Here is a 23,081-nt window from a genome sequence, read left to right as displayed (position 1 = left end):
TGAGGAAGCCGATCCATTAAAACAAGGATTGAAACAAAAAAGAGGTAGGGGAAGTCCCCTACCTCAAGAAGTTGAGGAAGCCGATCCATTAAAACAAGGATTGAAACCCTTCTACCTTTCCCTCTACTTCTACAACGACTTCCCGTTGAGGAAGCCGATCCATTAAAACAAGGATTGAAACCCAATACCAAACCATTCCAACAGGTGGAGAACAGCTTGTTGAGGAAGCCGATCCATTAAAACAAGGATTGAAACCTTGAACGACTAATAGAAAAGCGGGGAAAACAAGTTGTTGAGGAAGCCGATCCATTAAAACAAGGATTGAAACAACCCCGCTCTTTCAGGAGTAGAATTCCGGGAGAGGTTGAGGAAGCCGATCCATTAAAACAAGGATTGAAACTCCCTTCTTTTATATCTTCAAAAAACCTTCGATAGGGTTGAGGAAGCCGATCCATTAAAACAAGGATTGAAACTCCTCTTCTTCCCTCATTTCATTTTCCTGTGCCAACCGTTGAGGAAGCCGATCCATTAAAAAAGGTGCGAGTCAATGCAAAAAATTAGTATTAAAAACCATTCTAATCCCCTGGATTTAATAATCCACTTTCGTGAAAAGCATCCTGCAATCAATGACAAAACCACAAAAATCATTACTGAAAACAATATTGTTTTCCAAGGGATTGGTATTGAATTTACACTAAGTAAAAATCCCTCAGAGGTGCATAGAGTACAAACATTGTCAGAGAATTGACAACCATAACCAAGATAAGGCTATCATTACTTTTTGGCAAGTAACTCCACATCAACACCATAGCTGTGCAAGGGGTAATTCCCCGCAGAGTAACGCCTGAGATGTAACTTCTCCATAACTTAACTTCTTGTCCCGTTCTAATAACTTCGGTCCCAAGTAGGAAGCCCTTGAACAAGTATCCCAAAAATGTGGCAATCAGATATATGGTAAACGGTTTGATTGCTTAATTGGTGAAAAATGTTAAAACCACAGGACTTAGGACCTTTCCCTAAAAAAATGCCCTCAGCGAGGGCGAGGCAAGACACGGGGTATCAGCTATTTCTCAAAAATTGATAATTTTTTTGTTCACTTATTATTCTTCACCCGTAGATGAATCTTGAATTTTTCCTTCTTCAATCAATTGCTTTTTTACTTTTGCCCAAATTCCATGTTTTTTATAAATTTCTCTGACTTCCTGTATATCGGGAAAAGTTATAGCGTTTCCAAGACAGAGATTGCCACAAGTGCTGCATCCTACAACACACTGAAAAGGACGTACAACCCTAGGACCGTCTTTGGTCCATTCGTAAACATTTTTTCCGCAATTCATACACATCCCACACTTTACGCATTTACTTAGATCTATAGTAGGATACCATTTAACCTTTTCTCTTGGATATCCTGTTATCCACGCCATTTTTTTAACCTCCTTATCTTTATGCTTTTCGTTTTTCACGCATTTATATTTTGAACCTAATTTCATTACCCTCTTTAGTTTTTCTTTATCCCTTTGAACAATTTCTTCTTCAGGCAATGATTTTATTAGTTCATAATGATATTCGTTAATCTTTCTCTCGTTTATCAAAAAATATATCTATACCCCTCCGCGTCTACCGGTTACAATTCCTGCATTTCTGAGAATGCCTAAATTTCTAGATGCCCTTGTTTGTGAAATATCTAGTGCCTGCATAATTTCACAAACACAAAGTTCATCCCCTTCCTGAAGAATTTTCAGAATGCAAAGTCTCACTTTATCAGATAATGTCCTTCGCACCTTAATTAATTCTCGCATGCCTTCTCCTTATATTCAAATATTTGCATATTTATATATAATCAACAAATATCTACTCTGTCAAGCCTTTTTCTTGGTGGCCTATCTAATTTGATTTGTCAGCCGTGCTGAACTTTAATTTCCCTCTTCGAAAGGCAAAAACTATTTTTATTGTAGGAAAAGATAACTTCTTTATCTTTCCAGAATTCATAGAAAAAGAGGGTTTTATTTTCCCTGCCTTCTCCTTTGTGCGGTCAAGTCGGAAGGACACTTTAGTTGAGGAAGCCGATTCATTAAAACAAGGATTGAAACCCCCTTCGGCAGAAAGTTCATCAATAGTATTGGGACAGGAAATAAGGATACGACTTTCAAAGAAAGTAGGAGCAATAGGCTCATTAAAATTTAGGATTGAGACTGCTTTCGGCAGAGAGCTCATTAGTAGCAGTTAGAAGGAGATAGAAGAGTAGCTCTATTTCTCAGGAGAGCGGGAAGGTCCCTCATATGGGAGAAAAAAATGAATGCATAAGCTTGTTTAAATGCTTTATCTACATCTCTGCCTCTCCCCTTATTTGTGGATCGGTGTTATCTGGTCGTAGACTACCTTCCAGCCGTTAGCTTCTTTATGAAAGATCAGGGTGAAGTAAGCCTCCTCTTCGTGCCAGACCCCCTTTTTATCCTTTTCCCGGTAGCGATACCAAGTTCGAAAGTATCCATATTCTGCACTTTGGCACCACTCCTCAAGTTTAAACTCGATCGTCCAATCTGGATATGAGAACCAGCGAATATGAAATCTGCTATATCCCTCCGGACTGGAGATTACCCTACCTGAAGAAGGGAGGAAGGTGAAATCTTTGCCTTCGGTGACGGTGGACATAAGCGGTTTTAGATCGCGTTTTTGAACCGCTTCGATATACCGATCGTAAGTCTCCTTGAGAGTGAGTTGTTTTTTAGGCAGGGAGAATATCATTCCCGGGATGAAAAACAAGGTATCATTGTTTCTCCTCCGTCTTTTGGTTTTGCTTTGATTAATATAAGATCAGCTTTGGACTCAATTTTCCTGTTTTTATTCTGCTAAGTCATTTTTATCTTGGATGTTGAGATGGTGAGTCGGAGGGACACTTGTTTTAAATAGATATTGTAGTTGATTAATCACCGGATTTAGACTATATTTAAGTGTCACTTAATGAGGAGGAAAAAGTGCCCATTAAAGAACGAGTGATAGCAAAAGGTGGGATAAAGCTATTTAAGATTTTTGGGATTCAAATTTCCTTGAACTACTCGTGGTTCATAATATTCGCCCTGATTGCTTGGACCTTAGCTACCGGTTATTTCCCTCAGGCTCGCCCTTATCTCGCTACTTCGACCTACTGGGTGGCAGGGTTGATAAGCACCCTTCTCCTTTTTGTTTCCGTTCTCCTTCATGAGCTGAGTCATTCCTTGGTTGCTTTAGCCCATGGCCTTAAAATAAGGGGGATTACCCTTTTCATCTTCGGCGGTGTTGCCCAGATCGCAAAGGAGCCTGAGGATGCAAAGACTGAACTGAGAATGGCGATAGCAGGGCCGCTGAGCAGTTTAGTTTTAGCTGTTTTGTTCTGGGGACTTTCTCAATTTGTAAAGGCAGTCTCGCCCAGTTCCATCGCCGTTACTATTTTCTTTTACCTATTTCTTATAAACTTTATCTTGGCTCTGTTTAATCTTATCCCTGGTTTTCCTCTCGATGGAGGAAGGATCCTCCGCGCTCACCTTTGGAAGAAGAGCGGGGATCAGGAGAAAGCGACCAAGACCGCGAGCAATGTGGGGCGGTGGTTCGGGAACATACTTCTCTTCCTCGGCTTTATCAATCTGTTCTGGGGTAGATTTCTCAACGGTGCTTGGTTGATCCTGATCGGGATTTTCCTCCAGCAGGCGGCAACCGAGGCGTATGAGCTTGCTAATCTTCTTGGAAGCATAGCCGGGATCAAGGTAAAAGAGGCGATGAACGAAGATGTAGTTTCTGTCTCCTCTCAGCTTGCCCTCGATTATGTAGTAAAGGAGTTTTTCCTCCGTTATCGCTATAATTGCTTCCCGGTTGTAGATGGTGAGAAGCTTTTGGGAACCATTACCGTTGATGATGTGAAGGAGGTTCCCCGGGAGCTCTGGAGCGAAACCGAGGTTTATCAGGCGATGAAGACCCTTCCTAAAGAGCTAATCATTTCTCCCGAAGACGATGTTGCCTCCTCCTTTAAGAAGATGCTTTATTCGGGAGAGAAATCTCTACCTGTGGTTGAAGATGGGAGGCTGGTCGGCATCATCACCCGGGGGGATGTCCTTAAACTCTTTCACCTGAAGAGGAAGTTTGGAGGATGGTGAGTAAACCCTCTTTCCCCCTTATCTGTGGTAGATATCGTCTAATCGATCATACTGCGGATGTCGGCATCGAGGTTTTTGGGAAGAGTTTGCCGGAGCTCTTTGAAAACGCTGCCTTTGCTATGTTTCATCTTATGGCTTCGCTTGATTCCGTATCTCAGAAGAAGGCGTTTAGTTTCTCTTTTGAGGAGGAGAGCCTAGAGGATCTTCTCCATTCCTGGCTTGGGGAGCTTCTATATCGGTTTTCGCTCGATCATCTTATCTTTTCCCACTTTCAAGTAGAGGAGCTTGGGGATAACATCCTCCGGGCTAAAGCCTTTGGCGAAAGGTATGATCCAACAAGACATCAATTATTACTTGAGATAAAAGCGGTTACTTACCATCAGCTTGAAGTTAAAAAGATTAACGCTCTTTGGGGAGCAAGGGTGATATTTGATACTTAGCTCACCCGAAGGAGGGAGTTATGGGAAAATATGAACTCAGAAAGATAGAACCATACCTCTGGGAGATACCGAAGACCGGTGGTATGCGAGTACCGGGCAGGATATATGCCAGTGAGAAGTTAATGGAGATCTTAAAAGATGACGAAAGTCCTACCCAGGTGGCAAATGTAGCTCATCTTCCCGGTATCGTCGGTTATTCTTTGGCAATGCCTGATATCCACTGGGGATATGGTTTCCCTATCGGGGGGGTTGCTGCCTTTGATTACGATGAAGGGGTGATCTCTCCCGGTGGCGTGGGCTACGACATAAATTGTGGCTGTCGTCTCGCGGTTACCAATCTTCGCTACGAGGAGGTAAAGGATAAGATCCGTGACCTCGTTCGTTCTCTCTTCGCCACCGTTCCCTGTGGTGTGGGCTCTTCTGGAGCTATCAAAAAGCTCTCCATTTCCGATGAGAAGAAGATACTTGCTATTGGTGCCCGTTGGGCGGTGGAAAACGGTTTTGGCGATCCCGAGGATGTCTCCCATACTGAAAACGAGGGATGCTTACCCCAAGCCGATCCGTCTTTAGTGAGCCACCGTGCTTTAGAGCGGGGTCGGGATCAGGTGGGGACTTTGGGCTCGGGCAACCATTTCCTCGAAATCGATCTGGTGGATAAGATATACGATCAAAAAGTAGCAGAAAGATTAGGCTTATTCGAAGGGCAGATAGCGGTACTCATTCATTCCGGCTCCCGGGGGCTCGGGTACCAGATATGCGACGATTTCTTAAAGGTGATGCAGAAAGCGGCAGGTAAATATAGGATAAGCCTTCCCGACAGGCAGCTCGCCTGTGCTCCTATAACCTCAAAGGAAGGAGAGGACTACTTCGCTGCTATGTGTTGCGGTGCCAACTATGCCTGGACTAATCGACAGGTGCTCCTCCATCTAACGCGGGAGGCTTTCTACAAGGCTCTCTCCATCAGTCCTAAATCGCTTGGGATGAAGTTGGTTTATGATGTCTGTCACAATATCGCCAAGATCGAGGAACATACCTTCAACGGAAGGAAGATAAAGGTATGCGTCCATCGCAAAGGGGCGACCCGCGCCTTCCCTCCACATCATCCTGAGGTCCCTGCGGTGTACCGGGATGTTGGTCAGCCGGTCCTTATCCCTGGTGATATGGGAAGTTATTCCTTCGTCCTCGTCGGCACCAAGCGGGCGATGGAGAAGACCTTTGGCTCCACCTGTCATGGTGCCGGCAGGGTGCTCAGTCGTTCTCAGGCGATAAAGAGGGGGAAGGGGAGGGCGATCGACCGGGAACTTGCTCAAAAAGGGATAGTCGTAATGGCAAAAGGGAGAGGGACATTAGCTGAGGAGATGCCCGAAGCCTACAAGAATGTTGAGGATGTGGTTGAGGTAATGCATAAAGCTGGCATCAGTTTGATGGTCGCTCGCCTCCGCCCCTTAGGAGTAGTTAAAGGTTGATCTCTATTTCTTCTTCAGGTTCAATCTGCCGTAGCCGTACTTGTTGTCCTTCCCACTGGGACCGTAATCTATCGCCCTTGTTGTTAATAAGGTGTATATATCACTGAGGCTAAAAAGCCCGATCTTCGACTTGATAAGGGCGAACGCTCCCGCCACATGAGGGGTAGCTGCTGAGGTGCCGTAGAACGATCCTCCATAAGCAACCGAGGTTACACCATCAGGAGCGGCGAGGTCTGGTTTCACCCTGCCATCCGAAGTTGGTCCCCAGGAGCTAAAGCTCTCGAGGGAATCATCTCCCCAGTAGGTTGCTCCCACTGCCACCGCATTAGGAGAATCGGCGGGGATGACTAAACTGCCATCCCTAACGATGTATTGGATACTGCTTGCTCCGAGGATGAAGAGCTCCAGCTTTACATTCTTCGTTGCGTTGTATTTCCTTATCTTAATGTGATACCAGCCGGAACTCGAAGGGATATAGTAGATGGCTTCTATGGGCCACTGGGTTCCCGTCTGCCAGTTCCCGGAGTAGGCTACGACGAAGCCGTCATTATCGGTTAGATAGAGGTCGTAGTCCTGATTCGATTGATACCAGTCGTTCCAGTTAAGGTAGACACGGATGGGGTATCCTGCAGTTCCATAGATGGAGAGGGTTTCATCGGCTGAGGTGAAGTTATTCCAACCATCGCTGTCAGGGTCGGAGAAGGTCCCCTCCCAGTGGTGTTCCGCATCGTTTCCCGCTGCCGATACCCAGATGATCCCATTCTGGTGAGCTTGGTCGACATCCTCGCAGATCGGTCCTGTACCGTCACCAGCTCCTATATTGAACCAGCCGATGGAGTAAGATACGATGTTTATTCCCTGTTGGACGAAGTAGTCCACGGCTTGATGGTGCTCTACATCGGTGTTAAAGTTCACTAAATAGAACTCGGCGTTTGGTGCTATATCGTAGACTATTTCGGCGCAGGCGGTTCCATGGACCTCCCCTGCCTCGATATCGGAATCGGCGCGGAACGATTTAACCGTCACCGAGCTGGGCAGTTCGGTCCCTAAGAGGTTCTGGTAGTCCTTGAACCCGAGGTCGAAGATGGCGACTTTTACCGGTTGAGCAGGGGGATGGAAGCTGGCATTTGCCCAATCCGGCGCTCCGATCACATTTACCCCCTCTCCCACCGTATCCATAAGCACAGGTCGATAGGGCTCACGGACGAGCTTTACCTCGGGAAGTGCCGCTATCCGCAACAGCTCGGAGATGGGGACCCTTGCCTGGACAAGATTTCTCCACCTTACCTCTACCTTTCCTCCAAAATCCTCTACCTTCCCTTTGATGGTAGTAGAGACGAGCTCACTCTTTCCTTCGATGACTACCTGCACCAGATCGTAGCTGGTGGACAACCCCTTTTTCTCAGCCAAAGCGAGGGCAGGGGCGATCCCCTCCCTCTGATAGGTCTTGATGAGGGAGTCTACGGTGGAGGTAAGCTTGGGATGCGGCTTTTCCAACGCAATAGGTATGAGCGCCCTTTCTCCTTTAGAAGAGGCTATCCCTTTTACAGGGTGGGAAGCCCCGACGATTAAAAGGAGAGAGGCGAAAACAATGAAAGAAAGAAGGAATTTTCTCATTGTTTCTTAACCTCCTTTGTGATCAAAAGAGGATGGTAATACCGCCGCCTAAGACAAAGCCGTTTACCTTCAAGGTTGTGCTATCGGAGGCGGTGATCCCACTGAAGGTATCCCTGATGGTAGCGGTCGCATTGGCGTTTATCATCCGATACTTGACATCGATATTCAGACCTATTTTTGGTGACAACGAGATATCCACTCCCCCTCCAGCGAAGTAGCCGAAGGAGTTCTCAACCTCTTCTGACGCTTCGAAGCCGAGATTGGAAAGGGCTTCCTGGGCGTTCATCTGGTAGTTGAAGATGATGTAACTCGCCCCACCTCCGAAATAGGGCGAGACCTTACCATTAGGGTTGGGAACCACATGGAAGAGGATATCTATCGGCATTTGATAGAAGTTGCCCGGGCTTAACCAGTTGCCGTTGGATTTGGTCAGGTAGTATCCCACTCCCACCCCGATCTCGAATTTTGCTGCGGGACGAAAAACAATCTCAAACTCGCCACATCCGCTATTGGTATATTGAGTTTCTTGGTACTTGGCATAGGCGAAGCGTCCTCTTATTGCTCCTTTCTTTGCTTCGGGATCGGCGATTACGATGGTAGAAATAGCCATCAATACCAATAAATAGAACCCAATCCTTTTCAGCATTTTAAACTCCTTTTCCTAAATTAAAACTCCCCCTCTTTGTTACTAAATTTTACAATAAATTTAGATAAAAATCAATCCATTCCTTCCTAAAAAGATTTTATTTATTCTGTAGGAGGGCCTATATTTATTCTTCCATAGCCGTATTTGTTGTCCTTGCCTGGGTCCCCGTAATCTATAGCTCGAGCGATTAAGAATTTATAGATATCGTCGAAGCTGAATAAGCCTATCCTCGATTTGATCAAAGCGATTGCCCCTGCCACATGAGGAGTGGCTGCTGAAGTTCCGTAAAAACCTTGATAGCCATAAGAGGCGGTAGTCACTCCGGTTGGCGCACAAAAATCTGGCTTGATCCTCCCATCCGAGGTAGGTCCCCAGGAGCTGTAGTACTCTAAAGAATCATCAATCCAGTGGGTGGCACCGACCGCAATCGCATTAGGCGAATCTGCTGGAATGGTTAGACTGCCAGAAGCAACTGTATATTCCATCCAGGCATTCCACACGAATATCTCCAGTTTTACATTTCTGGTAGCTTTATATTTTTTTATCCCGATGTGATAATAACCAGTTTTTGGTGGAACATAATGGATCTCTTCCGTAGGCCAACCGTTCCCATCTTGAGGATTTTCTGAGGAGGCAACGATGTTCATATTCTCATCCATAAGGTAGAGGTCGTAGTCTTGGTTTGAGTTATACCAATCATCCCAGTTGAGGAATATATACACCTCTGTTCCTGCTCCAGCATAGATAGTGAGGGTTTCATCACCTGGGACAAACGAAGTCCAACCATCGTTATCGGGGTCAGTAAATGTACCTTCCCAGTGCTCCTCCGCTTCATTCCCTGCTGCACAGACCCAGACTACTCCATGCTCATGGGCGTAATCTACATCCTCACAGATGGGACCAGTTCCATCGCCGGCACCTGCATTGAACCAGCCGATTGAATAAGAGATTATATCCACCCCTTGCGATACCAGGTATTGCGCCGCCTGGTGGTTTTCCACATCGGTGCTGAAATTGACCAGGTAAAAGGTACACTCCGGGGCAAGATCGTAGACTATCTCGGCACAAGCAGCTCCGTGCTCCTCCTCCGCCTCTATATCGTAGTCGGAGCGAAAGGACTTGAGGATCGGCGATTCCGGAAGTTCACTTCCAAGAAGTTGTTTATAACCCTTGAATCCGAGATCGAGAATAGCCACCTTGACCGGTGACTGTGGAGGACGAAAACGGACATTGTTCCAGTAGGATGCTCCGATTATGCCATACCCTTCGCTCACCTTTTGGGGGAAAGGTCTTAGGGGTTTTCTGATAAGTTTCACTTCGGCAGAATCTGCGAGACGAGAGAGTTCCGAAATAGGAATACGAGCCTGAATGAGGTTTTTATAGGTGGTTTCTATTCTTCCTCCGAGCTCCTCTATCTTTGACGAGATGGAGGAGATGTTTCTTTTACTCTCCCCTTCAACGACAACCTGAACCGTATTATAGCTCGTTTTTATCCCTTCAGCCTCTGCAGTGCGAAGGGCAGGTAGAAGCCCTCTTTCTCGATAGGTACGATAGAGATGGGAAATGGCACTGGTAAGCTTGGGAAGCGGTTTTGGGGGTAAGGTGATTTTACCGCTGAGATTGGTTTTCTCGATTATTCCTTCTTCACCTATGGCGAGATTGAGAAGCAAGCCGATCGCTAAGAACGAAGCGAGGATTAATATCACTTTTCTCATGGTCATACTCCTGAGTTAATGAATAAACACATCTTCAGTTTAGAAAATTATAAGAATAGAATAGCTCTCCTTTCAAGTTTATTCTTTTCTATTTTTATTTTTTTATTTAGAATCGAGAAGATATGAAAGCAAAGGGTTTAGTTATCGCCTTTACCGGTGAAGGAAAGGGAAAGACAAGCGCTGCCCTGGGGGTGGGACTCCGTGCAGTAGGCCAAGGGATGAAGGTGGTTATGATCCAGTTCATAAAGGGTGAGTTTCCCTACGGAGAGGCGAATTCGATAACCCGGCTCTCTCCAGATTTCGAGTTGATAAGGACAGGGAGGGGATATTATCAGATCCGTGGAGATACCCTCCCTCCTTCGGAGCATAAGGAGGCGGCGGAGAAAGGGCTCAGGATAGCGAGGGAGAAGATGCTCTCCCAGAGGTATCAACTCGTTATTCTCGATGAGATAAACCTGGCGCTGAGCCTGGGGTTGTTGTCTGCGGACGATGTGTTGGGGTTAATTAAGGAGAAACCAGAGGATGTCCATCTCATCCTGACCGGAAGAGGGTTTCCTGAGGAGTTGGCTGAATATGCCGATCTCATCACCGAGATGAAGGAGGTGAAACACCCTTATAGTAAAGGAATCCCCGCCATCCGGGGGATAGACTTCTGATAGATTTGGGTTGACAAACCGAGTTTAACGGGGTAAAGAATAAAATGTAAGGTGGGCGATTAGCTCAGTGGTAGAGCGCTTCTTTCACACGGAAGAGGTCGCTGGTTCGAGTCCAGCATCGCCCACCATTATTTTTTGTCTTCTTTTGGGAGAGGAATCTGGCTGTTTAGATGATGCGTAAGGACCTCTTCAGTTTTCTACTTTAAGAGGGTAAAAATAAAAATGGTGGACGGTACCGGATTCGAACCGGTGACCTCTGCCGTGCGAAAGCAGCGCTCTCCCTCCTGAGCTAACCGCCCACTCGATTCTAATTAATAACAGACATTCCCCACATTTTCAAGGGGATTTTAGTGCCAGACCCCGTCGATCTCAGCGCCACACTCAGGGCATCTCCCCTCTTTTAGTCTATTCTCGATGATTTGAAAGCCAAAACGCCTGATGAGGACGGCACCACATTGATAGCAATAGGTGTTCTCCCCCTTATCGCCCGGTATGTTTCCCGAATAGACATAGCGAAGTCCTGCTTCTTTCCCGATTTCCCTCGCTCGATCTATGGTTGCCCGGGGGGTAGGCGGAAGATTGGTCAGTTTATAATCGGGGTGGAATCGGCTTATGTGCCAGGGGATACCGGTTCCCACTTCAGCGATGAAGTTTGCGATATCCCTTAGTTCCCCATCGCTGTCGTTAATCGTTGGTATCACTAAGGTAGTCACCTCAACCCAGATGCCAAGTTCCTTCATAAGCTTGATGTTGTCAAGGACAGGGCTCAATCTTCCTCCATAGATTTTCTTATAGGTTTCCTCTCGAAACCCCTTAAGATCGACATTTGCTCCGGCAAGATAGGGAGCGATATAGCGGAGCGCTTCTTCCCCGATGTAGCCATTGGTGACGAAGATACTCCTTATCCCTTTTTCCTTCCCCAATTTTGCCACATCGTAAGCGTATTCGAAGAAGATAGTCGGTTCGGTATAGGTATGGGCTATAGTGGCGCAGTTGTACTCCATTGCCATCGAGACCACCTTTTCTGGAGGGACCTCCCTTTCTGTTCCCACCTCGCCGGTCTCACGGGGGAGTTGGGAGATGGTGTAGTTCTGACAGTGAAGACAGCGGAAGTTACAGCCGGCAGTGGCGATGGAAAAGGAGAAACTTCCGGGAAGAAGATGGAAGAGCGGTTTCTTTTCTATGGGATCCGGATTCGCCGAGAGGATCTTTCCATAAACAAGGGAGTAGAGAACGCCGCCCTTGTTTTCTCGCACCCCGCAGACACCCCTTTTCCCCTCTTCGATGAGGCAGTTATGACGACAGAGAAAGCAGCGAACCTTTTTTCCTTTAAGCTTTTCATAGAAAAGAGCTTCTTTCAAATTTTCCCTCCTAAAAAGGTAAAAATTTCTGAACTTTTTCCTACTTTAAAGCGTTTAACTTATGGAGAGTGTGAATTATATATCCCTCCTCACCCAAACCCGCTCACACCTCCAATTGAGGGGGAGTTCCTACCCCCTCTTATTTTTTTAAGGACTTCTCCATAAGATAAGCGTCATAGCGGCTTAGATAATATCTATTTAACCGCTTGACCACCTTGTATCCCGCCTTTCTGTAAAGGCTTATCGCCGGCATATTCCTTACATCTACCTCAAGTACTACCTTCTTAGCTCCCAGGGAATTTAATCGTTCCTCCGCCTTGGTTAAAAGTGTCTTTCCTATCCCCCGACGGCGGAAGTTAGGATGGATATCCAAAGTTATTATATGACCACATCCCCTTGGCTTTAAACCGGCGAGTACAAAGCCAGCAATTTTACCCTCCTCTTCGGCTACCATTCCGAAGTTTGCCGGATCGAAAAGGAAAGAGAACATCGCTTCCATATCATAGGAGATACCCGGCGGATAACATATCTGATCTATGAAGTAGAGGTGAAGGAGATCCTTTTCCTCGAAATCCCTTATTGTTATCTCCATCGCGGGCACTTTGGGTCTCCCCTCGGATGGTGAGTTAACATCCTTTCTTCATAAACTGGGTGAAGGAGGGTATCTCCTGTTCATCACCGGTCAAAGGTCCATTCCATATCCAAGCCCAGGCGTTCTCCTCTTTCCCCTTGTGAATGATAGAGATTTTTCTCCTTTGATAATAGAACCCCTCATACTGATCGAGAAGGATGAAAGCCTTCTTCGGTATCTCCCAGAGTTCACCTGGTATCCTTTTGTTGCCGGGGATGATTGCCGGTACCGCTCCAATGATGATGAGCTTCCAGTGGGGTGATGTCTCTGCTTTTCCCTTGGGCTTTCCCCCCAGCTCGGCGAGCCAGCCTGAGCCCGCCTCTTGCATCAAGGTGCCGTATACGAATAGGAGTTCCCTTTCATCGTTATGTTCCATTTATCCACCCTTATTTATCAGGCGAAGAATAAGACAGAGGAGAATGAGGAGACCGAATACGGCAAGCACTATCAAACATCCACCCCTCATCTCCTTTTTTTGATAATCTTCGTTTTTGTACCGAGGTTCATCCTCGTCTTCTCCGTAGTGGTCGGGCTGAGAGAATGGAGGAGGCTGAAGAGGTCCTCTCTTCCCAAACAGGAATTTAAGGTAGGGATTTTTCATTTTTTGTCGATTGTGGGTTTATGTCCCCAAAGACAGCCGGGGCTTTTTCTTTAAGGATTTCCAATATCTTCTCCATTAATGTTCGTATCTCCCATTGGGCGCGCTTCTCGAGCCTTAGGGAAAGGATATGAAGCCATTCCCGGAAATTGGCGGTCATAACGAGATGGGTGGTGCAGGCGTTCGGCAGGATGAACCGAGCATCCTCCTTGGGGATACCGAGCGAGACCAATCGGTTGTATCCCTCGCGCAATCGTTCCATCTCCTGAGTGAACAGCTTTTTTGCTTCCGGTCTCCCCTCGATTGAAGGGGGGATCACATAATCAAAACCCTCCTCGCTGACATACCGCTGGGAGCGCTGGGAGTAGGAGGCGAGTCGATGGCGCACCAGTTGATGGGAGCAAGCACGGGAGATCCCCGATATGTCGAAGGTGGCGGAGGCATGTTCGAAGACCGAGAGATGTCCCATTTCTTTTAGTCGTTTAAGAAAGATGGCGCGATTGGAGGAGTAGATCCTATCCCGAGAGCTGTAGCAGGTACGAGCAGCGAGCTCGATCACCTCCTCTGCGTTTTCAGTTATGGAAATTAATTTGACTTCTATCATTTTTTCAGTTATAACAAGCTCCTCTTTTTGTTATGATAAACCTGATCCTCGCCCTATGTCAATTGGTGTTGGATGTATGGCGGGGGTAATTTTAATAGTTAGGAGGGAGGATAAGGTATGGTAGAAAGGGCTAACATTGTAATTGTCGGTGCTGGGATAAACGGATGCTGTACCGCTTACAATCTGGCAAAGCTTGGAGCTAATGATGTGGTGGTGGTGGAGAAGGAAAAGTTCATCGCCGCTGGTTCTACCGGCCTTAGTGCCAGCGGTATCAGACAGCAGTTTGGAACGGAGATAAATATCAAGATATCGATGGAATCGGTTCGCATCCTCGAGCGTTTTGAAGAGGAGATGGGACACCCTTCGGGTTTCATCCAGGCTGGCTACCTCTTCCTCATAACCTCTCCGGAGCAGAAGAAGGTTTTCGATCAAACGGTTGCCCTTCAGAAGAGCCTCGGCGTCGATGTCGATTTCATAACCAAGGAGGAAATAGCGAGGAAGTATCCTTTCTTGAAGATGGACGATGTCCTCTGTGGTACCTTCTGCCCCACGGATGGATATGCTGATCCCCACTCTATCACCCAGGGGTACTACAAGAAGGCGAAGGAGCTTGGGGTGAAGTTTCTATTTGAGACTGAGGTAACGAAAATACTGACCAAGGATAATAAGATAGAAGGGGTGGTTACCGACAAGGGGGAGATAAAGACCGAGATGGTGGTAAACGCTGCTGGTCCTTATGCCCAAGAGGTAGGGAGGATGGTAGGGGTGGAGATCCCCGCTCTTCCCATTAGGAGGCAGATCTATGTGAGCAACGATTTTGAGGAGATCCCTGAGGGGATACCGATGATCATCGATTCCGGATGTGGCTTATACTTCCGGAAAGAGGGGAAGGGCGTTTTATTCGGTTTGGCGAAGAAGGATGAACCGCCGGGATTTAATCTCACTGTGGATCAAGAGTGGTTCGAGTATGTGGCGGAGAGGATGATGGAACGGGTTCCCTCCTTTGAAAAGGCTTCTATTCTCAAATCCTGGGCTGGTCTTTACTCCGTTACCCCGGATCATCACGCAATAATAGGAGAGATACCTCCTATCTCTGGTTTCTATATGATCGGAGGTTTCTCAGGACATGGGGTGATGCACTCGATGGCTTCGGGCAAGTTATTGGCGGAGAAGATTATGGGTAAGGAGAGTGAGATCGATATATCTCCTTTGAGCATAAAAAGGTTCGAGGGAGGCGGGAAGGGAATCGAGGAGCCCCAGGTCCTTTGATATCAGTGGAAGGGGGGGCGGTCGGTCAGATCGAACTCCCGCCTCAGCCTTCGGAAGTAAAAGTAATTTCTTATCCTTCGGGATATACCACTGATAAAGAAGCGGTTTAGATAGAGATAACCAAATAACATCCCTCCTAAGTGGGCGAAATGGGCGATTCCATCAGCAGCATAGCCCCAGGTAGCGAGAAGTTCAAGACCAGCGAAGAGAAGGACGAAGTGTTTTGCTTTGATGGGAAAGATGAAATAGAGGTAGATATACCGGTTGGGAAAAAGGAGACCATAGGCGAGGAGGATACCGTATATCGCCCCTGAAGCTCCAATAGTAGGAATAACTGAATGAGGGGTGGCTATGGCAACGGTTAGTCCTGCCCCAACGCCGGTGATGAGGTAGTAGCGGAGGAAGCGGTTGGAGCCAAAATAGCGTTCTATCTCACTTCCGAACATCCAGAGGGCGAACATATTAAAGAAGAGGTGGAAAAGGCCTCCGTGGAGGAAGAGGTAGGTGCCGAGCTGCCAGAGGGCAAGTTTGCTCCACACCAGAGCGGGCACCAACCCGAATATATGATAGATATCCATACGGCAGATGAGCTGGAAGAGGAAGGAAACAGAATTGGCGATTATCAGGGAGCGGACCATAGGGGTCATCCTCCCCCCAAGACCAATCCGTTGCTCGTAATAGTAATATCTCATCTTTTTTTCTTCTCCTTTCTCCTTTTTTCCCTCTCAAATAGGCTTGGCAGACAACCACAATAATCCTGCCGATAGAGATTATACCTCTTTGACAGTTCTATACTCCTCTTAAATCCATCTTTTTTCTTGAAGTCGGCGGCAAAAAATGAAATGTCATATCTTCCTCCTATCTCTTCACCTATAGGATTTATGATCTCTGCCTTCTTATGGGGACTGATGGTGAGAGTGGTAGCGAAGAAGGGTATTCCCTCTCTTGTTGCTCGTCGAGCGGTCTCCTCAAGCCTCAGCCGGTAACAGAGGGGACATCTCTTCCCTCCTTCTGGCTCTTTCTCCAAGCCGGAGATCTCCTTCCACCATCTACCCTCCTCATATTCCCCTTCGATTAAGGTGAGCTCCGCCAACTGAGAAAAACGCCTTACCTCGGATGCTCGACGATAATATTCCCCCGCGGGGTGGATATTTGGATTGTAGAAGAATCCGATGACTTGATATTCTTCCCTTAACACTTCAACCACATAGGTGGCGCAGGGAGCACAGCAGATATGAAGAAGAAGTTTCGGTTTATCCTTCATCAGGGGTTTCCTCCTTTCTTCTCCGCCGAGCTAAGATAGCTCTCAGGGCGAGAAAGGAACATCCGAAGGCGATACCTCCCAAAAGGAAATATCCTGTAAGAAGAGCGGTAAGGTAAGGGGTGATATGATGGTAGAACTCCGCCAAGGAGAGAAGGTTTATGGATTTGGGCAGGGAGAAGGAGGCTTCGGTTAGGGGATGTATCCTGCTCCCCACCCATAGCTCACCCCCATAGATTAGAAACATTGTAAAGGGGTTATTGATAAAGCTCCCCGCGAGCATCGCGGTTAGGTTTCCTCGAAAGAGGAAACTGAGGGCAATGCAGAGGAGCGTATGTAACCCGAGGAAAGGCGAAAAGGCGATAAAGACGCCGATGGCGAAGGATAAGGAGATGTGCTCTGGTGTATCGTCAAGGGTCATAAGGGCACGCCAATAATCGAGCCACCTCCTCCAGGATGCCCTTTCAACGCTTTTCGAAATGGTCGTATCCACCGCGGATGTCTCTTTCTTTACCATCTTTTCCCATCAAGATTATACCCGCAGTTCCCTCCATTATCTCCCCTATTTCGGTGATCCTCACCCCCAAATGAGCGGAGAGCTCGTCTATCTCCTTCCGCTTGGAAGGATGGGCGGTGAAGAGGAGGCGATAATCTTCTCCTCCATTGAGGGCGTAATCCAAAGGTTTTTGGTAGAATTTTTTTGCGAAGTGGATGAGAGGGGAAGAAAGGGGTATTTTATCCTCATATATCCTGGCACCTATTTTACTTGCTCTTACAAGGTTCCTTAGGTCCTTTGCCAGTCCATCGGAGATATCGAGCATCGCCTTTGGGATCCCTTGCTCGGCGAGTATTCGCCCCAAGGGGAATTCCGGCTTCGGAGCAAGATGGGCTGATAGGAGGGTAGAGGCGGCTCGTTTATCTTCGTCGCTTAGATCACCTAAGGAGGAGACTCTCCTCTCTTTATCCATCCGGAAGCCAGCTTTGAGGAGGGTAAAACCCATTCCGGAATCGCCTAAGCTTCCGGTTACGAAGATTAGGTCTCCAGGCTCTGCCCCAGCTCTTTTTACGATCCTTTCCTCCTCCGTTTCTCCGATTATGAGGATATCTATCGTTATTTTTTCCCCTGCTGAGGTGTCGCCGCCTAAAAGCGAGATGTTATGTTCCTTAGCTTCAGCGGAGAGACCGGCGGAGAACTCGGTGAGGAAGGAAAAGGGGAGGTCCTGCGGAGCGGCGAGGCTTAGAAGAAGATAGCGGGGGACACCGCCCATCGCTGCGATGTCGCTCACATTTACCGCTACCGCTTTCCTCCCGAGAAGGAAAGGAGGGGTATACTCCGTCTTAAAGTGGATGTCTTCTATCAGGAGATCGCTTGAGAAAAGAAGGACCTTTCCCTCTACTCTGACCGCTGCCGCATCATCGCCGATACCAAGGAGCACCTCTGATGGATGATGGGGAAAATCCCCCTTTATCCTCTCGATTATACCCCATTCTCCGATATCGCTGAGTTCTTTTTCTTCCATAAGTAGAGCTTCTATTCCTCTTTGACCGCTACCGGTTCCCGAGCGAGGGCTTCGGTAAACACCTTTCCCACCTCGGTGACGAAGATGAAATTGAGCCTTCTTTTTAATTTAGCCGGGATCTCGACAAGATCTTTTTCGTTTGGCTTTGGTAGAATTACATTCCTTATCCCCGCTCTTGCCGCTGCCAAGACCTTTTCCTTCACCCCACCAATGGGAAGGACATTTCCCGTAAGGGTGATCTCGCCGGTCATCGCCACATCGCGACGCACCGGCTTTTTGGTGAAGGCGCTGACCAATGCGGTTGCTATCGCTACTCCGGCAGAGGGACCGTCCTTGGGGGTTGCCCCTTCGGGGATGTGGAGGTGATAGTCGTGGGTTTCGAAGAAGTTATCTTCTATCCCCAATTCAGAGGCGTGAGAGCGGATGTAGCTCAGGGCTGCCTGAGCGGATTCCTTCATTATCTCCCCCAGGTGTCCGGTGAGGATAAGCCGTCCTTTCCCCTTCATCACTGTGGCTTCGATGAAGAGTATCTCGCCACCGTGGGCGGTCCAGGCAAGCCCCGTAGCTACTCCCACTCGATCGGAGGAGAGCTCCAGTTCGGGGAAGATCTTGGGGGGACCAAGATAGGAGGCGAGATTTGCCTTGGTTATCGGGAAGGGAGGTTTCTCCCCCTCGGCTATCCTCCGGGCTACCTTACGACAGATGGAAGCGATCTCCCGCTCCAAGTTGCGAAGACCTGCCTCTCTGGTGTAGCAACGGATTATTGTCTTGATAGCGCTCTCACTAAGCTTGATATCGCTTTCCTTTAGGCCATTTTCCTTGATCTGCCTTGGGATGAGGTATTTCCTCGCTATCTTTACCTTCTCCTCTTCAGTGTAGCCGGGTAGAAATAGAACTTCCATTCGATCCCTAAATGCGGGATGGATGGGGTCGAGAAGGTTGGCAGTAAGGATGAACATCACATCGGAGAGATCGTAAGGCACGCCAAGGTAGTTGTCTCGGAAGGAGTGATTCTGTTCCGGATCGAGCACCTCAAGTAGAGCAGCAGCAGGATCACCCCGATAGTCGGCACCGAGCTTGTCCACCTCGTCCATCATAAATACTGGGTTGCTCGTCCCCGCTTGAGCGATGCCCTGAATTATCTTCCCCGGCATCGCTCCAACATAGGTTCGGCGATGCCCTCGGATCTCCGCCTCATCCCGGACACCACCGAGGGATATGCGGACAAACTTCCGTCCCATTGCCCGGGCTATCGACCTTCCGAGAGAGGTCTTGCCCACTCCAGGAGGACCAACAAAGCAGAGGATGGGTCCCCGCAGTTTCCCATTCTTCTTGAGCTTCATTACACTTAAATGCTCTAAGATGCGTTCCTTCACCTTTTCCAGATCGTAGTGATCCTCATCAAGGATCTTCCTCGCCCGCTTTATGTCGAGGTTGTCCTTGGTCTTTATGCTCCAGGGGAGGGAGGTGACGGTGTCCAGGTAGTTCCTCAAGGTCGCGGTCTCCGCGGCATCGGGGTGCATCCTCTTCAGTCGCTCTATCTGTTTCTCAAGCTCCTCCACCACTTCCTTCGGGATCTTTCTCTTCCTCATCCGTTCCCGAAAGAGCTTTATGTCCTCCGCTATCTCATCGCCCTCACCCAACTCCTTCTGGATCGCTTTTAGTTGCTGGCGAAGGAGGTATTCCCGCTGGGCTTTGTCCATCTTGACCTTAGCCTGAGCGGTGATCTCTTGCTGGACAGTTAGAATCTCTATCTCCTTTAAGAGGAACTCATTGAGCTTCCTTAGCCGGGTTATTGGATCCAGCTCCTCGAGTATCTCCTCTGCTTCAGGGACCTTAAGCTCGAGATTGAAGGCGACGAGGTCGGCAAGCTTGCCCGGATCATCGAGGTTGTTTGCCACCACCATTACCTCAGGGGGTATCGGCTTGCCCAGGGAAGCAGCTTTCTCCATATTGGCTTTCACTGCCCGCATAAGCGCTTCCACCTCTGGTGTGGAGGGATCGAAGGGCATCTCCGTGGCCTTTTCTACCTGAACGAGGAAGTAATTCGCTTCCTCCTCAAATCGGACTATCTTAGCCCGGGCGATCCCTTGAACCAGGGCGCGAACCTTACCATCGGGGAGTTTCAGCATCCTTACGATTATCGCTACTGTTCCCATCCGATAGAGGTCTTCTTCTGTTGGTTCCTCTATCTCTGCTTTTTTCTGGGCGACGAGGAGCAACATTCGCTCCTTGGTAAGTGCCTGGTCCACCGCCCGTATCGAGCGCTCCCGGCTGATGATAAGGGGAGCGAGCATCATTGGGAAGATCACCACATCCCGGAGAGGGAGCAAGGGAAGCCTTTCCGGTATCTTGAGCTCCTTTTCCTGTTTATCTTTTTCTTCAGCCATAGCTATCTCTTTATAACCTCTATCTTTATCTCCTTTGGCTCTGGTTTGGGGAGCTTGGGGATGGTTATGGTTAACACCCCATTCTCGAGGAAGGCATGTGCTTTCTCCTTATCTACCTCCCCTTCAAGCTTTATCAATCGGCGAAATCTACCGTATCTCCTTTCTATGCAATGGAATCGAATCTCCTCCTGAGGAAGGTTCCTCTCTCGTTTTACCCCGCTGATTAGGAGAGTGTTTCCTATCAGAAGGAGTTTGATATCCTCTGGCTCTACGCCGGGTAGCTCTATGCGGTAGGTGAGCTGATGTTCATTCTCGAAGGCGTCAAGTTCCGGGCTGAACTCCTCACCTGCTCCCTCTCCCTCCAGCTGCTGGTATTCGATAAGGCGCTTGAAGATCCGATTTATCTCCCCTTGAAGTCGAGACATCTCAGCTAAGCACTCGAAGAAGCTCACCTCTCGCATTTAACTTCCCTCTAATAATTTAACTTATCCTAATAATTTAACATCGGGAGGAAGTTTTGTCAAAGAGGTGCTAACTCTCCTTTTCCTCTTTCCTTTTGGCAGCGAGTAGCGCCTTCAGTTCATCCATAAACTCGGATACATCCTGAAACTCACGGTAAACCGAAGCGAAACGGACATAGGCTACTTTGTCGAGCTCCTTCAGTCTCTCCATCAGGAAGGAGCCGATCTCGGTGGTAGTTATTTCCTTGTCCGGCTTCGTATGGAGAAGCGACTCTACCTCATCCACTATCTTCTCAAGGATAGTTACCCCGATAGGCCTTTTTTCGCAAGCCTTAAGAAGTCCGGTGAGCACCTTCTTCCTGTCGAACTGTTCCCTTCGCCCATCCTTCTTAACCACCATATAGGGGATCTCCTCGATCCGTTCATAAGTGGTAAAGCGACGGGAACAGTTTAGGCACTCCCTTCTTCTCCTTATAAAATCACCGTTCCTGCTCTCCCGGGAATCGATCACCCTGTCCTTGGGATGATTACAGAAAGGACATCTCATTTCCTTTCTCCTTCAAGGTTTCTCTATAAGAGAGGCCTCCTCCTTTTTAGGAAGCCGTTCAAACTCCCCGATCTTTATCCCTTCTCGGGAAATGAAGACTATCCCCAAGATGGTAACCGGGAAGAAACAGATGGCATGCATCAAGATGGCCATTCCGATAACTAAATTGAGCGGTAGGCGGAGGAAGGTATGGAGGACGATCTCAAGCGCCTTGTGATAGCTTCCTACCGCCCCTGGTGTAGGGATAGCTGCCCCTATAGCAGAGATTATCAGGATGAATAGGGTGGTGATAAAGGGAAGCCTAAGGTGGAATGCGCGTAACATAATGAAGTAGCCAAAAGCTATGGAAAGCCAGAGCAAGAAGGAATAGACGATTATTATGGGTAGGTTTCTTCGGTAGTCAATAACTGCCAGCCCTTCGATGAACGATGCGATATGCTTTAAGAGCGATTTTATTCTCCGGCCTTTTCTTTTAGCTGCTATCTTCTCTACCAAGTTTTTAAAAAAGGATGTCTTTAGCTGAAGAACGATGAAAAAGACGAGCAGGGCGATGGAGCCCATAAGAAGGATAAAGGAGGTTTTCTTCAATATCCTCATAATGGTAGCTGCTTCCGGTGAGAGGTTCTTAAGGGGCGGTGCCCATTTCAGGTAGATGGAAAAAAGGATCAATACGGTGATGATATCGAATACCCGTTCCACAACTACAGTGGCAACCGCCTTCACCTTGCTTATTCCCTCCTTGGCGCCGAGTATGCAGGGTCTCACTATCTCCCCCATCCTTCCTGGTATTAGGGTGGTAATGGTAAAGCCGATAACGGTGGCGATGAAGGAATTGCTAACCCGTATCTCCTTTATCGGGGTGAAGAAAAACTTCCATCTATAAGCGCGGATGAAATAGGTAAAGAGCATCCACCCTATGGAGAGAGCCACCAAGGGGTAGCTTGCTTCCCTTAGGCTCTGGTAGACGGCGGAAAAATCAGCCTTCCTTAAAAAGAGGTAAAGCAACCCTCCGCCTATCCCCGCCCCTATTATAAAGTTGAGCTTCCTTCCCTTCATTTCGCCCCTACTCTACAATATATTGTAGCCCCGCGTCAATTTTTTCTTGCATCTGGTAGTCAATTTTGGAATGATGGAAGGGGGAACTTTTACCTTATATTAATCCGTTATTGTAAGTAGGTAAAGGATGGGAGGAAGAAGGAGGGAACAGCCCTCCGATACCGAGTTGGTTGAGTGGTGCCTTAAGGGTGATGAGGGAGGCTGGGAACTTCTCCTCGCCAGATATCGGCGGATGGTGTTTAATATCGCTTATCAGTTCGTGGGTAGGGTAGAGGAGGCGGAGGATCTGGTTCAAGAGATATTCCTCAAGTTGATGAGCTCGCTTAAAAAGTTTGATCTCGGTTCCAATCTCCCTCAGTGGCTCTCCCGGGTGGCGCGGAATTATTGTATCGACTATTATCGGAGGAAACGGAAGGAGAAGGAGTGGATGGTGAAAAAAGGCGAGTTGATGTTGAGATTTGCCTCCTCATCCCCCTCACAGTTCTCGAGCTTCGAAAGAAGAGAGCAAATATTGATGCTTAAGAAGGCGATCGCTGAGCTTCCGGAACCGATCCGCATCTGCCTCACCCTTCGGGAGTTTGAAGGGTATAGTTATCAGGAGATAGCGGAAGAACTCAATATTCCTTTGGGGACAGTTAAGTCGAGGATAAATAGAGGTCGTTTAGAACTCCTTAAGCTTTTTGAGCGGGAAGAAGGTGGTTGAGGAAATATCTCTT

General features: G+C 47.9%; 24 protein-coding genes, 2 tRNA genes, 1 pseudogene and 1 CRISPR repeat array. Of the genes and pseudogenes, 7 read left to right on the top strand and 20 right to left on the bottom strand.

Annotated features, from left to right (window positions below; all coding sequences use genetic code 11):
* Position 1 precedes the first annotated feature (1 nt).
* A CRISPR array of direct repeats spans positions 2-547; the repeat unit is 34 nt; unit sequence GAGGAAGCCGATCCATTAAAACAAGGATTGAAAC.
* From J7L64_01130 to J7L64_01115, 4 genes and pseudogenes are all read right to left on the bottom strand, one after another.
* Positions 548-998, bottom strand: a pseudogene (locus tag J7L64_01130) (arsenical-resistance protein).
* Positions 999-1,100: 102 nt separating this feature from the next.
* A complete protein-coding gene (locus J7L64_01125; protein MCD6450955.1) occupies positions 1,101-1,424 on the bottom strand; it encodes a ferredoxin family protein in 324 nt (107 codons plus the stop codon).
* A gap of 177 nt (positions 1,425-1,601) precedes the next feature.
* On the bottom strand, positions 1,602-1,799 hold the full coding sequence (locus J7L64_01120) for a winged helix-turn-helix transcriptional regulator (GenBank protein ID MCD6450954.1): 198 nt from the start codon (positions 1,797-1,799) through the stop codon (positions 1,602-1,604).
* A gap of 544 nt (positions 1,800-2,343) precedes the next feature.
* The gene (locus tag J7L64_01115) at positions 2,344-2,763 is read right to left on the bottom strand and encodes a nuclear transport factor 2 family protein (protein MCD6450953.1); all 420 of its coding nucleotides are present in this window, start codon (positions 2,761-2,763) and stop codon (positions 2,344-2,346) included.
* 212 nt (positions 2,764-2,975) lie between these two features.
* Here J7L64_01115 and J7L64_01110 point away from each other — a divergent pair, with 212 nt between their 5' ends.
* The 3 genes from J7L64_01110 to J7L64_01100 are packed head-to-tail and all read left to right on the top strand — an operon-like array spanning position 2,976 to position 6,033.
* On the top strand, positions 2,976-4,127 hold the full coding sequence (locus tag J7L64_01110) for a site-2 protease family protein (protein ID MCD6450952.1): 1,152 nt from the start codon (positions 2,976-2,978) through the stop codon (positions 4,125-4,127).
* Positions 4,121-4,567 (top strand): archease, encoded by a 447-nt coding sequence (locus J7L64_01105; GenBank protein ID MCD6450951.1) that lies wholly within the window; start codon positions 4,121-4,123, stop codon positions 4,565-4,567. Before J7L64_01110 ends, J7L64_01105 begins: the two co-directional genes overlap by 7 nt.
* A gap of 20 nt (positions 4,568-4,587) precedes the next feature.
* Positions 4,588-6,033: an RtcB family protein gene (locus J7L64_01100; protein MCD6450950.1), complete on the top strand. Its 1,446-nt coding sequence runs from the start codon at positions 4,588-4,590 to the stop codon at positions 6,031-6,033.
* Positions 6,034-6,036: 3 nt separating this feature from the next.
* On the opposite strand, the gene J7L64_01095 is transcribed toward J7L64_01100, so the two are convergent.
* From J7L64_01095 to J7L64_01085, 3 genes are all read right to left on the bottom strand, one after another.
* Entirely contained in the window at positions 6,037-7,650 is a 1,614-nt protein-coding gene (locus J7L64_01095; protein ID MCD6450949.1) for a S8 family serine peptidase, read from the bottom strand.
* Positions 7,651-7,672: 22 nt separating this feature from the next.
* A complete protein-coding gene (locus J7L64_01090; protein ID MCD6450948.1) occupies positions 7,673-8,296 on the bottom strand; it encodes an outer membrane beta-barrel protein in 624 nt (207 codons plus the stop codon).
* 101 nt (positions 8,297-8,397) lie between these two features.
* Complete coding sequence (locus tag J7L64_01085; GenBank protein ID MCD6450947.1) at positions 8,398-10,011, bottom strand: S8 family serine peptidase; 1,614 nt, start codon at positions 10,009-10,011, stop codon at positions 8,398-8,400.
* Between the two features lie 122 nt (positions 10,012-10,133).
* Between J7L64_01085 and cobO the strand changes: the two genes are divergently transcribed.
* Together cobO and J7L64_01075 are read left to right on the top strand one after the other, a co-directional pair.
* Positions 10,134-10,667, top strand: a complete 534-nt coding sequence (gene cobO, locus J7L64_01080) for a cob(I)yrinic acid a,c-diamide adenosyltransferase (protein ID MCD6450946.1) — start codon at positions 10,134-10,136, stop codon at positions 10,665-10,667.
* Between the two features lie 53 nt (positions 10,668-10,720).
* Positions 10,721-10,795 (top strand) — tRNA-Val (locus J7L64_01075).
* A gap of 95 nt (positions 10,796-10,890) precedes the next feature.
* Here J7L64_01075 and J7L64_01070 read toward each other — a convergent pair.
* From J7L64_01070 to J7L64_01050, 5 genes are all read right to left on the bottom strand, one after another.
* A tRNA-Ala gene (locus tag J7L64_01070) sits at positions 10,891-10,966 on the bottom strand.
* Between the two features lie 48 nt (positions 10,967-11,014).
* The gene (gene amrS / locus J7L64_01065; GenBank protein ID MCD6450945.1) at positions 11,015-12,028 is read right to left on the bottom strand and encodes an AmmeMemoRadiSam system radical SAM enzyme; all 1,014 of its coding nucleotides are present in this window, start codon (positions 12,026-12,028) and stop codon (positions 11,015-11,017) included.
* A gap of 139 nt (positions 12,029-12,167) precedes the next feature.
* Positions 12,168-12,629, bottom strand: coding sequence for a GNAT family N-acetyltransferase (locus J7L64_01060; protein ID MCD6450944.1), 462 nt, complete (start codon positions 12,627-12,629; stop codon positions 12,168-12,170).
* Between the two features lie 25 nt (positions 12,630-12,654).
* Positions 12,655-13,035: a gamma-glutamylcyclotransferase gene (locus J7L64_01055; GenBank protein ID MCD6450943.1), complete on the bottom strand. Its 381-nt coding sequence runs from the start codon at positions 13,033-13,035 to the stop codon at positions 12,655-12,657.
* A gap of 205 nt (positions 13,036-13,240) precedes the next feature.
* Positions 13,241-13,861 carry an FAD-dependent thymidylate synthase gene (locus tag J7L64_01050; GenBank protein MCD6450942.1) on the bottom strand — a complete coding sequence of 207 codons (621 nt, stop codon included), beginning with the start codon at positions 13,859-13,861 and terminating at the stop codon, positions 13,241-13,243.
* 117 nt (positions 13,862-13,978) lie between these two features.
* Between J7L64_01050 and J7L64_01045 the strand changes: the two genes are divergently transcribed.
* Positions 13,979-15,130 (top strand): FAD-binding oxidoreductase, encoded by a 1,152-nt coding sequence (locus J7L64_01045; protein ID MCD6450941.1) that lies wholly within the window; start codon positions 13,979-13,981, stop codon positions 15,128-15,130.
* A gap of 2 nt (positions 15,131-15,132) precedes the next feature.
* Here the strand turns inward: J7L64_01045 and J7L64_01040 are convergent, their stop codons facing one another.
* The 8 genes from J7L64_01040 to J7L64_01005 form a co-directional block, all read right to left on the bottom strand.
* Entirely contained in the window at positions 15,133-15,822 is a 690-nt protein-coding gene (locus tag J7L64_01040; GenBank protein ID MCD6450940.1) for a rhomboid family intramembrane serine protease, read from the bottom strand.
* Entirely contained in the window at positions 15,819-16,394 is a 576-nt protein-coding gene (locus J7L64_01035) for an epoxyqueuosine reductase QueH (protein MCD6450939.1), read from the bottom strand. Before J7L64_01035 ends, J7L64_01040 begins: the two co-directional genes overlap by 4 nt.
* Positions 16,384-16,908 (bottom strand): DUF2062 domain-containing protein, encoded by a 525-nt coding sequence (locus J7L64_01030; protein MCD6450938.1) that lies wholly within the window; start codon positions 16,906-16,908, stop codon positions 16,384-16,386. The genes J7L64_01035 and J7L64_01030 overlap by 11 nt, the downstream gene beginning before the upstream one ends.
* The gene (gene thiL, locus J7L64_01025) at positions 16,856-17,911 is read right to left on the bottom strand and encodes a thiamine-phosphate kinase (protein ID MCD6450937.1); all 1,056 of its coding nucleotides are present in this window, start codon (positions 17,909-17,911) and stop codon (positions 16,856-16,858) included. Before thiL ends, J7L64_01030 begins: the two co-directional genes overlap by 53 nt.
* Positions 17,912-17,922: 11 nt before the next feature.
* A complete protein-coding gene (gene lon / locus J7L64_01020; protein MCD6450936.1) occupies positions 17,923-20,301 on the bottom strand; it encodes an endopeptidase La in 2,379 nt (792 codons plus the stop codon).
* A 2-nt stretch (positions 20,302-20,303) separates the two neighbouring features.
* A complete protein-coding gene (locus J7L64_01015; GenBank protein MCD6450935.1) occupies positions 20,304-20,762 on the bottom strand; it encodes an Hsp20/alpha crystallin family protein in 459 nt (152 codons plus the stop codon).
* A gap of 70 nt (positions 20,763-20,832) precedes the next feature.
* Positions 20,833-21,309 carry a transcriptional repressor NrdR gene (gene nrdR / locus J7L64_01010; GenBank protein MCD6450934.1) on the bottom strand — a complete coding sequence of 159 codons (477 nt, stop codon included), beginning with the start codon at positions 21,307-21,309 and terminating at the stop codon, positions 20,833-20,835.
* A 12-nt stretch (positions 21,310-21,321) separates the two neighbouring features.
* Positions 21,322-22,365 (bottom strand): flippase-like domain-containing protein, encoded by a 1,044-nt coding sequence (locus J7L64_01005; protein ID MCD6450933.1) that lies wholly within the window; start codon positions 22,363-22,365, stop codon positions 21,322-21,324.
* 127 nt (positions 22,366-22,492) lie between these two features.
* Between J7L64_01005 and J7L64_01000 the strand changes: the two genes are divergently transcribed.
* On the top strand, positions 22,493-23,068 hold the full coding sequence (locus J7L64_01000; protein MCD6450932.1) for an RNA polymerase sigma factor: 576 nt from the start codon (positions 22,493-22,495) through the stop codon (positions 23,066-23,068).
* Positions 23,069-23,081 lie beyond the last annotated feature (13 nt).

Source organism: Acidobacteriota bacterium (assembly GCA_021161905.1).
In the GTDB taxonomy this organism is placed as follows: domain Bacteria; phylum Acidobacteriota; class B3-B38; order Guanabaribacteriales; family JAGGZT01; genus JAGGZT01.
This window is presented reverse-complemented; position numbering and strand designations above follow the sequence as displayed.